The organism is Exiguobacterium sp. BRG2 (genome assembly GCF_031844245.1).
Taxonomy (GTDB): domain Bacteria; phylum Bacillota; class Bacilli; order Exiguobacteriales; family Exiguobacteriaceae; genus Exiguobacterium_A.
Map to the genome: position 1 here is coordinate 300,164 of NZ_JAUZUW010000001.1, position 14,819 is coordinate 314,982.

General features: G+C 48.2%; 14 protein-coding genes. 12 read left to right on the plus strand and 2 right to left on the minus strand.

Annotated elements, in window-relative coordinates:
- Position 1 precedes the first annotated feature (1 nt).
- Genes Q9R23_RS01535 through Q9R23_RS01560 form a run of 6 tightly spaced genes read left to right on the plus strand, consistent with a single transcriptional unit; the run spans position 2 to position 3,844 of the window.
- Positions 2–898 (plus strand): hypothetical protein, encoded by an 897-nt coding sequence (locus Q9R23_RS01535; RefSeq protein ID WP_214855152.1) that lies wholly within the window; start codon positions 2–4, stop codon positions 896–898.
- Positions 895–1,299, plus strand: coding sequence for a DUF4430 domain-containing protein (locus tag Q9R23_RS01540; protein WP_311246288.1), 405 nt, complete (start codon positions 895–897; stop codon positions 1,297–1,299). The genes Q9R23_RS01535 and Q9R23_RS01540 overlap by 4 nt, the downstream gene beginning before the upstream one ends.
- A complete protein-coding gene (locus tag Q9R23_RS01545; RefSeq protein WP_311246289.1) occupies positions 1,277–1,996 on the plus strand; it encodes a hypothetical protein in 720 nt (239 codons plus the stop codon). Before Q9R23_RS01540 ends, Q9R23_RS01545 begins: the two co-directional genes overlap by 23 nt.
- Positions 1,932–2,885 carry an ATP-binding cassette domain-containing protein gene (locus tag Q9R23_RS01550; protein WP_311246290.1) on the plus strand — a complete coding sequence of 318 codons (954 nt, stop codon included), beginning with the start codon at positions 1,932–1,934 and terminating at the stop codon, positions 2,883–2,885. The genes Q9R23_RS01545 and Q9R23_RS01550 overlap by 65 nt, the downstream gene beginning before the upstream one ends.
- Positions 2,882–3,445, plus strand: coding sequence for an ECF transporter S component (locus Q9R23_RS01555; protein WP_311246291.1), 564 nt, complete (start codon positions 2,882–2,884; stop codon positions 3,443–3,445). The genes Q9R23_RS01550 and Q9R23_RS01555 overlap by 4 nt, the downstream gene beginning before the upstream one ends.
- Before the next feature lie 27 nt (positions 3,446–3,472).
- A complete protein-coding gene (locus Q9R23_RS01560; RefSeq protein ID WP_214855157.1) occupies positions 3,473–3,844 on the plus strand; it encodes a hypothetical protein in 372 nt (123 codons plus the stop codon).
- A gap of 253 nt (positions 3,845–4,097) precedes the next feature.
- Here Q9R23_RS01560 and Q9R23_RS01565 read toward each other — a convergent pair whose 3' ends face one another.
- On the minus strand, positions 4,098–4,913 hold the full coding sequence (locus tag Q9R23_RS01565) for an SDR family NAD(P)-dependent oxidoreductase (protein ID WP_023467637.1): 816 nt from the start codon (positions 4,911–4,913) through the stop codon (positions 4,098–4,100).
- A gap of 145 nt (positions 4,914–5,058) precedes the next feature.
- Here Q9R23_RS01565 and Q9R23_RS01570 point away from each other — a divergent pair, with 145 nt between their 5' ends.
- The gene (locus tag Q9R23_RS01570) at positions 5,059–6,513 is read left to right on the plus strand and encodes an MDR family MFS transporter (protein WP_311246292.1); all 1,455 of its coding nucleotides are present in this window, start codon (positions 5,059–5,061) and stop codon (positions 6,511–6,513) included.
- 259 nt (positions 6,514–6,772) lie between these two features.
- Here the strand turns inward: Q9R23_RS01570 and Q9R23_RS01575 are convergent, their stop codons facing one another.
- Complete coding sequence (locus tag Q9R23_RS01575) at positions 6,773–7,669, minus strand: DMT family transporter (RefSeq protein WP_311246293.1); 897 nt, start codon at positions 7,667–7,669, stop codon at positions 6,773–6,775.
- A gap of 44 nt (positions 7,670–7,713) precedes the next feature.
- On the opposite strand from Q9R23_RS01575, the gene Q9R23_RS01580 reads away from it, so the two are divergent.
- The 5 genes from Q9R23_RS01580 (at position 7,714) to Q9R23_RS01600 (ending at position 14,786) form a co-directional block, all read left to right on the plus strand.
- Positions 7,714–9,831, plus strand: a complete 2,118-nt coding sequence (locus Q9R23_RS01580; protein ID WP_311246294.1) for a DNA topoisomerase III — start codon at positions 7,714–7,716, stop codon at positions 9,829–9,831.
- Positions 9,831–10,250: a hypothetical protein gene (locus Q9R23_RS01585; RefSeq protein WP_035408994.1), complete on the plus strand. Its 420-nt coding sequence runs from the start codon at positions 9,831–9,833 to the stop codon at positions 10,248–10,250. Before Q9R23_RS01580 ends, Q9R23_RS01585 begins: the two co-directional genes overlap by 1 nt.
- A gap of 71 nt (positions 10,251–10,321) precedes the next feature.
- Entirely contained in the window at positions 10,322–10,768 is a 447-nt protein-coding gene (locus Q9R23_RS01590; RefSeq protein WP_311246295.1) for a hypothetical protein, read from the plus strand.
- 207 nt (positions 10,769–10,975) lie between these two features.
- Positions 10,976–13,531 (plus strand): ATP-binding protein, encoded by a 2,556-nt coding sequence (locus Q9R23_RS01595; protein WP_311246296.1) that lies wholly within the window; start codon positions 10,976–10,978, stop codon positions 13,529–13,531.
- A gap of 181 nt (positions 13,532–13,712) precedes the next feature.
- Positions 13,713–14,786, plus strand: a complete 1,074-nt coding sequence (locus tag Q9R23_RS01600) for an MFS transporter (RefSeq protein ID WP_311246375.1) — start codon at positions 13,713–13,715, stop codon at positions 14,784–14,786.
- Positions 14,787–14,819: the final 33 nt, after the last annotated feature.

Below are 14,819 nucleotides of genomic sequence, written 5' to 3' on the forward strand. Positions count from 1 at the left end.
GATGGACTTTCTCATTTTATGGGCACTCTTTTTACTGGCTGCTAGTGGCTTAGCGTTTTTACTTGAACGGCGAACGGAAAAAGAAACATACTTGTATATGAAGTTCATTTTTTATGCGTGTCTCGGCGCCGTGTCGTTTCCAGTCTATGATATTCAATTACCGCTCGGCATCATCATCTTTTTGATCGTGTTGCATCCGAAAAAGAATTCACGTTATAAACGATACATGGCATTATTCGGGTTCTTGTTCTTCCTGTTTCAACTGTTCCTCGGACCGTTTGATGCCGGAACATTGCGGGAAGAAACTCAACAGATTGGTCGCGTGACCATCACGGATGATTCGTTCGATAGCTTTCTCGCACAAGTCGAACGCCGTGTAGGAGAAGACGGATTACGGTTGGAACAAAGCCAGCTAATGTTCGATCGAGGCGGGAATCTACGGAATGCTTCGTTTGAGATGCTCGTCCAAACTCCGAAACGGTTCATTCGTTATGATGTCAGTTATCAAGAGTTGACCGGAACGATTTCCTATCGACCACGTGAAGAGTTGGCAACGAAATCATTGATATCGTATTATCAAAAACTGATTGATGCGAACCAATCGTTTGAGACGTTACGAAAACTCTCGATGCATGAGATTTTACATGATTCCAAAACCCCCTATGTCGAGATGGATCTCGATGGGCTCTACGAAACGTTTAGTCTGCAGGATGCGACAGTATTTTTGATTGATGACAAAGGAAAACTTATTCCGTATGTTAATACAGGGGACGATGTCTTAGCGAATGCGATTCGCCTGACCTATCTGCGGTCTGACGGTCAATCATTACGAGACAAGACCATTCTGTTATACAATTACAGCTTTGAGACCTCAAGGCGAAAAGGAGTCGTACGATGAAAAAATGGTTATTTGTTGCAAGTATCGTGTTACTTGCCGGTTGCGCAGAAGCAAAAGAGGAACAACAAACAGCGTCTTGTGAGACCGAAGTCAAGGTGTCGGTCGTGGATCACGTCAAGGATAAGACATTATTCGATAAAGACGTGTGTTTGAATAAAAAAGATACAGCACTGGATGCGCTTGAAGATACAACGCTTGATGTCGTTAAAACAGGTAAAGGTGAGATGGCATATGTAACGGCAGTCGATGGGATTCGTGAAAAGTCAGCTGGAGCAGGGAGTGGCTGGGTATTCGGTGTCAACGGAAAACCCGCGGAAGTCGGTGCCGGGAGTTATGAACTGAAAAAAGGAGACCGTCTCGAATGGCGGTTTGAAAAAGATGCAATGGCTTATTTTGAGTAAACCAGAACGGGAGCGACTTCACCCAGTGAACGTCGCTCTCTTTTTCATCGGAATGATTACGATCCCGTTCGTCCTCACACATGATCAATCAGTGATCGTCGTCTATCATCTACTCTTGTTCTTATTCGTTCAAGAACTGACTGTGTTTCGCTATTTAGTTCTCCCGGCTCTTTATGCAATCATGATGTGCGTCCCGCTTCTTTATGGTGCAAGTATCGACACAGTAGCGATTTATGAAACGACAGTCCAAGTGACGTTATTCATCACGTCGAGTCAATGGATTTTTACGTTGGTTCGACTCGACCAGATGGGACCGTTGTTTCGTTTCTTACCTCGACTGACACGATTGACGGGGATGGTGCTGGCGCTGATTCCGTCTTTCTTACGGACTTGGCCGGAAGTCAAGATGAGTCATCCGAAAGCGTCGCTTGCTGTTCGACTGGAGCGGATGACCGCCTATCATATCGTACCGATCGAAGCGGTGCCGTCTCACTTAAGACCGGTCACGCGACGTGATGTTCAGACAGGCTTATTACTTGCGGCAGGACTGGCTCTTTGTCTGACACCATGGACGATCATTCCTGCGCTGATTTTGCCTATATCGCTATTATTTACAAAAGGAGGAATCCGGGATGCCTATCATGTATACCGACACAAATCGCGAAGCGCGGCTACGTCAACAGGCGAGCGAACATGAACAACCGGTAGTAACACCGGAGCGTTTGCTTCATGGACGTGTTCGAGATCTTCTGGCGACGGATTCCTTGTTCCGAGCAGGAGAACTCGCGACCTTGCTTGGACTAGAAGCTTTTTTCGAAGCGGAGTCGAGTGAACTCTCATCTGGAGAACAACAGCTCGTCGGACTCGGTCATGCGTTGTCTTCGTCACCGAAGGTCTTGTTCTTGTCGGAACCGTTTCTCTTTCTTGATCATGTCAGGCGAAAGCGATTGATGGGATTGCTTGAAGAAATCGAACGACGGTTTGATTGTCAGATCCATTGCTCGATGACGATACAATCCGACTTGGCGATTACGAGTCGCGCCACTGAACTGCCAGGTCGTGTCCTGAATCGGATCGAAAACGTCCAACACCGTTATCCGTTACAGACACGCTATGCACTCGTGACAGAAAAATTGTCGTTTCATCAAGGTGAACGCATTGCGATCATCGGTGCGAATGGTAGTGGAAAATCGACGTTACTACGACTCGCGCTCGGTGTTGAGCGACCGCTATACGGAAAAGTCCGGCGGTCGGGGGAGACACATTATATACCAGCACATCCGATGCTTGCGCCATTAGACGATCGAAGCGGTAGTTTTACGACGCAAAAAAAACGTCTCTTGGACGGTATCGATTGGAGTAAAGACAGCTATTACTTTGATGAACCGACGGCCGGTCTTGATGACAGCGCACGAATGGCTTTTGTCGCATCATGGAAGCAGAATACGACGAATCTGATCGTCATGGCGACGCATGATCCGGTTCTCATTCGGGCAGCACAGCGGATCATATATCTCGTACACGGAGAAGTTGCTTTTGATGGACCGACGAAGGAGTTTTTACAAGAAAGTCGGTTATTCGTATGATCATCGCAACGGTTCTAATCGTCTGTCTGTTTTTAGTCATGTTCGAGAGACTTCAGATGACGGATCAACGATTACGGTTCATCGCCATCATCACGGCAGCGGCAATCGTCGGACGATTGTTGTTCTCCAGTTTACCGAACGTCCAGCCGGCGACGGCACTCGTCTTGTTAGTAGCCGTCTTCATCCATCCAATCGTCGGTGCCATTTCTGGGATCCTCGTCGTCGTGTTAACGAGCTTGTTTCTCGGAAGCGGTCCGTTCGTACTCTTTCAAGCGCTGGCGTATGCAACGATTGCCAGTCTAGGATTCGTTCCGTTTCTTCGGTACCGGATCGTCTTGACTGGATATGGATTTCTCGCTGGTTTCTTATACGGATGGGTGAGCAATCTCGGTTTCTTGGTATTGACCGGATTCTCGTGGCAAGCTTTTTTGACACTGCTTGTAGCCGGAGGAACGTTTGATATGCTTCACGGATTCAGTAACGCGATCTTCATTTGGATATTGTTTCCGATTTTTTTACGAATTATGCATTCATTCGATGAAAAGAGGGGTACAGAATAGTAACATACCGAACAGGAGGGAAGGCATATGCTGGGATCATCGATTTCGCTTGCTTATGTCGTCATGTTGCTCATCGTCTCGAGTGTGGGCTTAGTGTTTGGCAGTATTCTGTTGATGAAAGGTACGATTAGAGGACGCTACGCTGCGTGTTACTTACTCGCTGCCTCCGTTTTCCCGGGCGCCATGTTGATTACCTCATCAGAAGGATTACAATGGCAATATTTACGATTCGAGAGTTCATGGTTCCTCGCGATTGTTTCCTGGTTACTCGTCTTATCGACGGGGTACCTCGTCTCAATCACGGGTGCGCTCGTTGTTCGTTATCTGTATCATTATACGATGGCATTTGATCGCTTCAAACGTTATGTGACGCGGCGTTTTCGTCATCATGAAGCGTAAATACAAATGGGGCTGACTCAAAAAAGAATGATGCGTCTTTTCACGCCCTTTCCTCAGGCGAGACACAAGCCAGTTTTCCTGCTTTATTCAAGCAGGAAAGAGGGTCTTGCTTGTCTCTGACAGCGCATAATGCGCTTTTTCCTGTAGGAGTGGCGTGTGACGCATCATTCTTTTGTTACGAGATAAGGGTGGCAGATCATCATTCTGCCACCCTTATCTTTGTAGAGACTGACTTTTGAATCAGTCTCATTTTTTAGGAATTGGCGTACAGGAGTTCTTCTTCTGTCGACGATTCTTGCTGGCGAGCAGGATCTTGAATTCGACCTGTCACTTCGGTCAGGAGACGGCGTGGCAAGAGACGGGACAAGGAAACCATGGCGCGGTTGCTTGCGCCTGGAACGACGACGCGGCGTCCTTTGAGCATCCCACGGTACCCGGCGAAGGCGACGAGGTGCGACGGCATACTCTTAAATGGTAGCGTGATGTTCGCTCGATCGAAGAAGTTCGTATCGGTCGGTCCCGGGCAGAGACAAGTCACACTGACACCCGAGCCGTCGACTTCTGTCGCAAGTGCTTCCGAGAACGACAGGACGTAGGCTTTCGTTGCATAGTAAACACTCATGTATGGTCCTGGCATGAAGGCAGCGACCGACGCGACATTCAAGATGCGTCCAAAGCCACGTTCGACCATTCCCGGTAAGAGACGTTTCGTCAAATCCGTCAAGGCGACGACGTTGACCTGAATTGAGTTAATGTCTTCTGTTGGATCGATTTCCGCAAAGCGTCCTGATGTAGCGAAGCCAGCGTTATTGAACAATAGATCGACCGTCAATTCTTGTTCCTCTAAGTACTGCACGAGACGATCAACGCTGTCGCTCAGTGATAAATCAGCAGCGAATACATAGACCTTGATCTGATAGCGTTTTTCAAGGACCTGTTGAAGCTCCTTCAATTTTTTCTCATTGCGGGCAACGAGGACACAATCGAAGCCATCTCGCGCCGCGAGAACAGCGAGATCCAGTCCGATTCCACCCGATGCACCGGTAATCAGTGCCGTTTTTCGTAACATAGGACATTCCTCCATTCAAAATCGTGAATCTGAGTCTAGTGTATACCATTCCATACCGTTCCCGCGAATCCTGTTTCATAAGCATTTACTTTTCTTATCACTGGTCCAACCAGTATGATAGAACAGTAGAGGGGAAGTGGAACAGATGAGGAAAAAAGTAACCGTCGCCTTGTTGCTCGCGACGTTTTTAGCCGCGATCGAGGGGACGATCGTCGCAACAGCAACACCTGTCATGGCGAGTGAATTGAACGGGGCGAAATTAGTCAGTTGGATCTTTGCTGGGTTCTTATTGTTCATGGCGGTATCAACACCGATTTACGGAAAGATGGCAGATTTATATGGTCGAAAACGGGTTCTGTTATTCGGGATCGGCGTCTTCACCGTCGCTTCGTTAGCCTGTGGACTCGCTCAATCGATGGAGATGTTGATCGTTTTCCGCGCCGTCCAAGGTATCGGGGCAGGAGCTGTATTACCGATCGCGATGACGATCATCGGAGATTTGTATACATATGAGGAACGAGGGAAAATCCAAGGAGTGCTCAGTGCCGTGTGGGGGATTTCGGGTGTCGCTGGACCACTCGTCGGTGGGTTCCTCGTCGAATCGCTTTCGTGGCGGTATATTTTCTTACTAAACGTACCGTTTGCCTTATTGTCGTTCTTTATGATCGTCGTTTACTACAAAGAGACGGTCCGTGAAACAGAGCGGAAAATCGATTACCGGGGCGCGTTATTGTTTGCGCTCGGGATGAGTGCGTTTCTGTACGGTTTATTGTCGGGGAGTGAGTCGGAGACGTTCTTGCGTCCGATCATTCTAGCGAGCTTTTTCATCAGTTTCGTGTTATTGTTCACGTTCCATCGGGTCGAGAAAAAGGCGAGCGATCCACTCTTACCACCAGCAGTCATTCGCCATCCGGTCATTCTCGTAATCAACTTAGCGGTCTTCTTTTCCGCCTGGGTGCTCGTTTCGATGTCAGCGTATATTCCGATTTTTGCCCAAGGGGTACTCGGGAAGAGTCCGACCGAAGCTGGTTTCATGTTGATGCCACTGTCGCTTTTTTGGACGCTGACCGCCATCATCGGTGGACGGACGATTGGTGTCGCCTCACCCCGGTATCGGACGATGACAGGAATGGGACTGCTGATCGTCGGTACAGTGATTTTATCGTTGATCACGCGCGAATCAAGTGATGTTTTCATCTATCTTGCCGTTTCGCTGATCGGAATTGGTTTTGGTCTCTCACAACCCGTCTTTATGGTCGTCCTGCAGACTTCCGTCGATTGGTCACTTCGTGGCTCAGCGACGGCCGTCAACTCGTTCTTGAGTACGACGGGACAGACGCTCGGTGTTGCGATCTTCGGTACGATCTTCAACTTATCCATCCTTCGTTCGTTTTCAGCGTCGGACACGCTCTCAGGGTACGCGATTGATCCATTTTTCCAATCGAGTACGGCAAAAACGTTCGGACAGGATGTGCAGTATGCGGCAGAAATCGCGTTATCACATGGATTACGTTACGTCTTCATCGGTGGCGTCCTTTGTGCGATTCTTGCGTTCGCGATGACATGGCGTTTACCGAAAGTTCGACCTGACGATCCATGATCGTAATGAAGGAGCTGACTCAAAAAAAGAATGACGCGTCTTTTCACGCCCTTTCCTCAGGCGAGACCCAAGCCAGTTTTCCTGCTTCGTTGAAGCAGGAAAGCGGGTCTTGTTCGTCTCTGACAGCGCATAAATGCGCTTGTTCCTGTAGGAGTGGCGCGAAACGCGTCATTCTTTTTGTTACGAGATAAGGATGGAAGATCATCATTCTGCCATCCTTATCTTTGTAGAGACTGACTTTTGAGTCAGCCCCTTGTCATTAGGAAGATTGACTAGTGGCACTTTCACGCTGGGCAAGTTGTTCACGAATATCACGTTCATTACGTCGGAGGAACAATCCGATTCCAATCAAGAGTAAAGCAGCACCGGTGATTTGAATCCATGTTAACTTCTCATTAAACAGATAATACCCAAAGATCATGCCCCAAACCGCTTCGCCAAGGATCGTGATGCTGACGATGCTGGCGCTGACACGAGCGAGCGCCCAGTTGAATAAATTGTGACCGAGTAACGTTGGGAAGACGGCAAGAAGAATGTACAGCCACCAATCCTGTTGAAACGCAGCGACGAGATTCGTTGATTGAATCAACGATAACAAAAGCAAAACGATCGACGCGACGGCATAGACGCCGAACGAATAGAGGTTCGTCGAGACGCTTGTTCGAACATGTTGACCAAGCAACCAGTAACCGGCGACTAAAATCGTTGCGAGTAAGGCAAGACCGTCTCCGATCAAGGCGCGCATGCCGACAGCGATATCTCCGTAAGCGACGAGACCGCCACCAAATAAGGCGACAGCGACGAACAGGAGTGCCTTGCGCGACGGGTGTTGTTTGAAAAATAATGCGTTACCGGCAAGGACAAAAATCGGACTTGCGGTCACGAAGAGCGTCGAGCTCGCAACTGTCGTATAATCAAGAGAGAGAAACCACAGCCAAAAATGCCCGGCGAGCAAAATGCCACTTAATAGCATATGCCGAATCGTCGACGAACTGAGTTGCAAAAGTTCCTTCAAGCGAATGAGTGGGAGCAACAACAAGGTCGAGAACAACATGCGGTAAAAGGCAACAGCCTCGATCGGGGTCTCCGCCCATTTGACGAAGATTGCCGATGTTGAAATAAAGAATAAAGCCATGAATAACGTAAAATAGGGCATGGGTACCTCCACATGTCTGAAGTAAGGAAATGAGGGTGAAGCGTGTGCAATTGATCATTGCTGAAAAACCAAAACAAGCTGAAAAACTGGCAGCTCCGTATCCGTCTGTGAAGCGGGACGGCTACATCGAAATCAAACCGTGTGATCGGTTTCCACAAGGGGCAAAACTCGCCTACGCGGTCGGACATTTATGCGAACTGCAGGAGCCGGCGCATTATGACGCCAAGTGGAAACGATGGAACTATGACCATTTGCCAATTATCCCGGAACGATTTGATTACCGACTGGCAAAAGGTAAAAGCAAACCGTACCAAGTCATCAAAAAATTACTGAATGAGCGGACGACGACTTCCATCATTATAGCATCGGATGCGGAGCGAGAGGGAGAGGCAATCGTCCGATTGATCTTACGTCTCGCGAACAACGCAAAACCACTGCAACGACTCTGGATCTCGAGTCTGACGCCTCAAGCCGTTGACCATGGGTTTGCGAACCTGCTCGATGGTAAGGAAACGGAGAACATTTTTCATGAGGCGATGAGTCGCGCTTGTGCCGATTGGTTGATCGGGATGAATGCGTCTCGTGCCTATACGACGTTACTGAAAAAGAAGGGAATCGCCGATGTCTTTTCCCTCGGACGGGTCCAGACACCAACGCTCGCACTGATCGTTGAACGGGAAAAACAGATCGAGAATTTCCGACCGGAGACATATTATGAAGTCGAGGCGGATTTTACGCGATACAAAGGAAAATATATCAACGCGAAGAAACAGACGAAGCTGAGTGATCGGGAACAGGCACAAGCAATCGTTGATCGGACGAAAGGAGTCGGAATCGTCACCTCGATCGAGAAAAAAAGGCAGACGGAACGACCGCCATTTTGGTTCAGTTTATCGCTCTTACAAACCGAAGCGAGCCGACGGTTTGGTCTCGGTGCGAAAGAAACACTCGATATTGCGCAAAAACTGTATATTCGTGGTTGGATCAGTTATCCGCGAACAGACTCGTCCTTTGTGACCAAAGAGGAAGCGGGACAGTTCCCGGTCATTCTTGATCGGTTATTAAAACAAGCGGAATATAGCCCAATCAAGGATGTCCTGACGAACAATCCGGCAAACGATAAACGCTACGTCAATCCGGCGAAGGTCAGCGACCACTATGCGATCATTCCCACAGAAGAAGCGGGTGCCGTCGCGAAGCTCTCCGGACGAGATGCGCAAGTCTATGATTTGATCGTTCGCCGTTTTCTTGCCGCATTTGCACCGGACGCTGTCTCGGAGAAGACGGAAATCGTGACGTCGCGTGAGATGGACCGCTTTTTGACACGCGGTAGTCGGACGATTGATCCGGGCTTTAAACAAGTCCTGCAAATCGAATCAAAGGAAGTCGAATTGCCAGCCGTCGAACAAGGTCAAGAGATGCCGATCAAAGGATGTCGTCTGCTCGAGAAGCAAACGGAGCCACCGAAACGCTATACAGAAGGGACGCTCATCCTTGGCATGAAAACAGCGGGTAAATTACTTGAAGATGAGCTGCAAGCGATCATGAAAGAAGTCGAGGGGCTCGGGACGGAAGCAACTCGTGCCGGGATCATCGACGGACTGAAACGGCGGGAATACATCAAACTTGTCAAAAAGGAAATTCATCCGACGCCGAAAGGTCGAATATTGATCGATGCTGTGACAGGAAGTATTCTTGCTTCGCCAGAGATGACAGCGAAGTGGGAGAGCCGATTAGAGCAAATCGGGAAAGGGGAAGCGTCGGCCGCCCAGTTCATCGAACAGGCGAAAAAATTGTCAGAGCATCTTGTCATAGATGCTAAACAACGAATCGAACAACTCGCCGTTGATCCGACGCAAGTCAAAAGCAAGTCTCCGCGGGGAGCGACGAATCGTCCGGTCGGGCCATGCCCACTGTGCCAATCAGCGGTTCTTGATCGTGGGAAGTTCTATGGTTGTAGTGGGTATCAAAAAAACAACTGCGGCTTTACGTTACCTAAAACGATCCTTGGTGCTCGATTGACACAAACGGAAGTCAAAAAGGTACTCGCTGGACAAAAAACGAAGCCACTCGAGATGAAGAAGAATGCCCGCCAGTTTAAGGCGATGCTTTATCTCGAACGCGATCAATTAAAATTTGAATTCACGAAAGGGGAAGACTGATGCAATACGAACTGATTCAAAATCAAACGTTTCGTCCTGTCTTTGAACGACTTTTACAGGAAGGGCACCGCTTAACGGTCTGGTTTCCGGATCATATCGAGGTGCAGTCAGCAGAAGGACTCGTCGAAGAAGCAGAAGAACTATTCGGTGTGACAGCAGAAGTCATCGATGATCCACAATCATTCGGCAAGCATATCCTCCTCCCATACTTGACGGAAGTCGAGCACCGGGAAGATGGATTCATCCGCTATGAAGCTGAATTGACGGAGGAGTTACGTCAACTCGTACGCGAATTGACGTTACCGATGTTGACAGAGGGTGACTTCGAGGTGTTGTATTCGTATCAAATCGAGACGGAGACGGAACGTTTCTTCGTTGAAGACTGGTTCCAAGCCGAATTACAAAAACTACCTAACTAGGTGAAACTTTCTTGAAGAGGATGACGTAGGATAAGTGATCGTTATTATTCTATTCATTTGGAGGGCTCATCATGTTCACAGTAGCATTCATGGAAAGCGAACTGGGAGGCGACGGTTTCTTCTCGGGTATGCCGATTTTCATGGTCGGATTTTTCGTTCTCATCATCGGGTTCATTCTGTTTGGAGTCATCTCTGCAGCCTCAAAAGGAATCTCAACAAATTCATTGACGCAACAACTGCGCGAGCATGCAGCGCGTCTTGTCAGTCCAGTGGAATCAGATGCGCTAAACTACATCGCTTACTTAGAAACGCTAACAAGTTTTCCGGTCGAAAAGACGAACCTTGAACCGTTACGGATTGCGACGGGTATTTTAAGGCTCATTCAAGGAGCAGATCAGATTTCTGAAACGACTAAAAAACAAGTCGTTGCCCAGTATTTACGACTTGGCATTTTAGATGCGGATCATTTAGCGGATGAACAGCCAGTTCGGAGCCATAGTCACCACCATCATCATTGAAAAGAGTCCTGCAGGGCTCTTTTTTTGGTGGAAACGATTGAATCGTGACATCTAATTGTCATATACAACGATTTAGATTAAAGTTGTATGAAATTGAAATCTTTTTGAGCAGAATACTGTGTATCGATTGAAAAAAGTTTACAATGAATGGACGGGAATACCTTTATTGCTAGAGAAGGATAAAGGGGAAGGAGTTGAATTCCTCCAATGAAAACATGGCTGAATCGAACGATTGGACGGCAAATCATGTCTGCGTTTTATGTGATTTTTCTGACACTACTGTTAACGACTGGTGGTGTCTACCTATATACGAAACAACAGGTGGATGAATCACGTCAAGAGTTGAAAATGCTAAACGAGCACCGGACACGGGCGACGGATTTATATGAGTCGTGGCAAAGCATGCAGTACGAGGTGCGTGGCTTCGTCCTGCTTGGTGATGAAGAGATGCTGAAGGAAATCGAAGCAAAGAAAAATGGCATCAATCGACAAACGACTTGGTTCGAGCGTAATGCACGCTTTAAAGAAGAACGACAGTATGCAACGGATGCGCGGGAACTCTACACGGCATATACACAACGCGTCATGCCGAGTCTCATCAATTATGTTGCGGCGAAAAAAGACGGCAAAGTGACGGAGCCGTTCTTGAAGATGCCGACGCTCGGAAAAGTGACGAAATCAAAACCACTCGATCCGCAACGGAAGTTCAACATCAAGACGAAGAGTGCAGCTGATATGAGTTCAAGTATCGTTGATATGGAGACGGTCTTCACGAAATATCGTAATTCTTTAAACGATCAAGAGATGGCAGCGCAAGAGCGACTCGGTAAACAAGTGAACTCGTCGCAAATTCTCGGAGCTGTCAATATCGCAATTCTCTTATTGATCACTCTCGTTTTCGTCCGACCATTCGTCCGCCGCTTGACGCGTCAGTTGCGTCAGTTGAACCGGGAAAGTGGACGACTCGCTAAAGGTGAGGATGCGACGCCGATCGTCATCACGAATCATCAAGATGAGATCGGTGAGTTGACGACGACGTTCAATCAGATGGCAGCCGCCATTTCGGGGCAAAAACATCAACTTGTCGCAAGCAACGATGAACTACAAAGTCAACAGGAAGAATTAATTGCCCAGCAAGAAGAACTACAAAGTCAACAGGAAGAACTCGAAGAGGCACTTGACATCACGTTACGCAATGAGACCCATTTGCGTTATCGCAATGAGTTGACTGAGACACTTGCTTCTCGCGAAACGTTGACGGCATATCCAGCAATCATCGAAAAATTGATCACGATTACCGATGCAGAGCTCGGAGCAATCGTCTTCCTCGAGCAGGACCGTTACACGGATGTCGTCTCGTACGGGATGACGCCAGTTCAGGAACACCAGTTATTACATGCCTCGACGTCATTGCTTGAACGCGCACGCCTAAACAAACGCGCCGTTCGCTCGACGAAACAAGTCGCGAGTCATCATCCGCTCCCGTATCCGTATACGATGTACGAGATCGTCGTACCAGTGATGGATCCAGCGTCGAATACGATGATTGCAAGCATTTATCTCGTTCGTTACCGGGATGCTTTTACAGAAGACCAGACGAACGAAATCTGGTCGTTCTCCCGTCAGTTGGCACTCTCCTTACTTCGGATGCGTGTCTTTGAAGAAGTTGAACGAGAACGGGAAAAGACGTCAAAACTTCTCCACTCGATTCGGGAAGCGGTCATCTATATCGAAGGGGAGACGATCTTTGCTAATAAACCGTTACTTGCTTTGTTCCATCATCCGGCACACGATCAGGTGGCGGAAGACGGATTGATGACGCTCGATGTCAAAATCGAAGAGTTGGCAGTGCAAGTTGATCAACACGAGGCGTTTCTAACGTACATGGATCATGTCTGCAACCAGGAAATTCCGACAGAAAGCTTGGCGTTGTCCTTGAATAAAGAAGAACGATTCATCACGTTATATGCAGAAGAAATTCATTATGGTGGCTGTTTCCGTGGCACGATGCTCGTCTTACGTGACGTGACAGCAGAGACAGCAATCGACCGGATGAAATCGGAATTCGTCTCGACCGTATCGCATGAGTTACGGACACCGCTTGCCTCGATTTACGGTTATACGGAACTTATGCTTGCGCGCGACGTCCAGGAATCAAAACGTCAACGGTATCTCGAGACGATTCATGCTGAAACTGAACGGCTGACGAATCTCGTCAATGACTTCTTGGACGTACAGCGGATGGAGTCGAGTCAGCAACAATATGACTTTAAACCGCTTGATTTGAAGAAAGTCATTCAGGAAACGGTCGAGTTCCATACGGCTTCGGCAAAAAATCATGAGCTTGTGCTCGATTTTGAAGAAACGACGACGGGACGGATTCATGCCGACGAACAAAAGATGCGTCAGTTGTTCACGAATCTGATCAACAATGCAATTAAGTATTCACCGGACGGTGGTCAAATCACGATTACGATGCGTCAAGTCGATGATCGTGTTCAGCTAAAGATCGAAGACGAAGGAATCGGTATTCCGCGTCACGCGCTACCACAGCTGTTTAGTAAGTTTTATCGAGTCGATAATTCGGATAGTCGAAAAATCGGCGGTACGGGTCTCGGTCTTGCGATTTGTCAGGAAATCGTTCGCTCGCACGAAGGAATGATTCATGTTGAATCAACGGAAGGTGTCGGGTCCGCGTTCATCGTCGAACTACCGATCGTCCAGTCCGTCGTACCGGTCACGGAACCGGCAGAGGACTGTTAATATCAAAAACGTTCTTTGATTGAAAAATCAAAGAACGTTTTTTTTGTTGGTTTCATCTACAAAACGGGAATTAACTACTATCAAACAGAAAGGAAGTGAGGAGATGCGACGTAGTAGGTGGCCTTGTTAAGTCCGGCGATCATTCATACTTTGGATCCTGATCGAAGCCAGTAGTTCGTTCATCCCAGCCTATGTGATTGAACGCTTTTACTGGGAAGCACGCGGTATGAGTATTGCCGACGTCGTCATTGCTGAGATCGTCTTTGCTTGGGTCATGTTGATTGGTGAGGTCCCGTTTGGTCTATTATCCGACCGGTGGGGCAGAAAGCCGTTCATTCTGGCTGGTTTCGTATGCGAGTGGTTATCGTTTACGGTGTTGCTTGAAGCCTACTCACTGTCTGCCTTCCTATTGGCGATGGTGCTTGCCGGCATCGGTGGCGCAGCACTTAGTGGAGCGCTTGAAGCCCACGTCTATGAAACGTTACATGGACACAAGTTGGAGACACGATACGAGAAGGTCTGGCGACTGATTGCAATCGGTGGTTTGTTGACATCAGGACTCGCAGCACTCGTCGGAAGTTACGCCGTGCGATCGGTAGACTTGATCTGGCACTATCACGTGTCCTGGTGGGTTTTGCTCGGAACATTACTGCTGACATTTTTCTTAAAGGAAGCACCGCGTAAACAAGACGCAGTGTCTGGTTCGTTGAAGGTATTGCTAAAAGGACTGTCGTTTCGACGCGTCTACGTCCGGATTCTTTGTCTTGTCTTGTTATACGAGGCGACGATTGATTTCGTTGATGAGTTTTGGCAACTCTATCTACGGGATCAAAAGATACCGATAGTCCATTTAGGATTCGTCTTCGTATTATTCCAAATCATGCAGGCGATCGGTGCGTCCTTATCGCGGTTCCGATCGCCCGTCGGATGGGCGATGATCTATAGCGTGTGTCTTGCCGGATTGTCGGTTGCCTCTCCGCTCGTCAGTATCGGATTACTTGGTCTGTTGTACTTGTGTTACGGATGGGCAGAGCCGTATGTGACGACAATCATTCAAGAAGTAGCACCAGAAAACGGACGCGCGACGTTTACATCGCTGATTTCGGTCATTGAACGTTTGGCTCTGCTTGGAACCGGTATGCTGTTCGTCTTCGTCGAACGTGTCTTTTCGCTTCAGATGACCTATGCTGCGCTCGGTCTCGTCTCACTTATCCTACTTCTATTGTATGGCGTGACGCGAACGCATCAAAACTGAATCAAAAAAGGACAAAGGTGCGTTGACCTTTGT

Coding starts and splice junctions, on each gene's coding strand:
- Q9R23_RS01535 (WP_214855152.1), top strand. CDS start 2: ATGGACTTTCTCATTTTATGGGCACTCTTTTTACTGGCTGCTAGTGGC.
- Q9R23_RS01540 (WP_311246288.1), top strand. CDS start 895: ATGAAAAAATGGTTATTTGTTGCAAGTATCGTGTTACTTGCCGGTTGC.
- Q9R23_RS01545 (WP_311246289.1), top strand. CDS start 1,277: ATGCAATGGCTTATTTTGAGTAAACCAGAACGGGAGCGACTTCACCCA.
- Q9R23_RS01550 (WP_311246290.1), top strand. CDS start 1,932: ATGCCTATCATGTATACCGACACAAATCGCGAAGCGCGGCTACGTCAA.
- Q9R23_RS01555 (WP_311246291.1), top strand. CDS start 2,882: ATGATCATCGCAACGGTTCTAATCGTCTGTCTGTTTTTAGTCATGTTC.
- Q9R23_RS01560 (WP_214855157.1), top strand. CDS start 3,473: ATGCTGGGATCATCGATTTCGCTTGCTTATGTCGTCATGTTGCTCATC.
- Q9R23_RS01565 (WP_023467637.1), bottom strand. CDS start 4,913: ATGTTACGAAAAACGGCACTGATTACCGGTGCATCGGGTGGAATCGGA.
- Q9R23_RS01570 (WP_311246292.1), top strand. CDS start 5,059: ATGAGGAAAAAAGTAACCGTCGCCTTGTTGCTCGCGACGTTTTTAGCC.
- Q9R23_RS01575 (WP_311246293.1), bottom strand. CDS start 7,669: ATGCCCTATTTTACGTTATTCATGGCTTTATTCTTTATTTCAACATCG.
- Q9R23_RS01585 (WP_035408994.1), top strand. CDS start 9,831: ATGCAATACGAACTGATTCAAAATCAAACGTTTCGTCCTGTCTTTGAA.
- Q9R23_RS01590 (WP_311246295.1), top strand. CDS start 10,322: ATGTTCACAGTAGCATTCATGGAAAGCGAACTGGGAGGCGACGGTTTC.
- Q9R23_RS01595 (WP_311246296.1), top strand. CDS start 10,976: ATGAAAACATGGCTGAATCGAACGATTGGACGGCAAATCATGTCTGCG.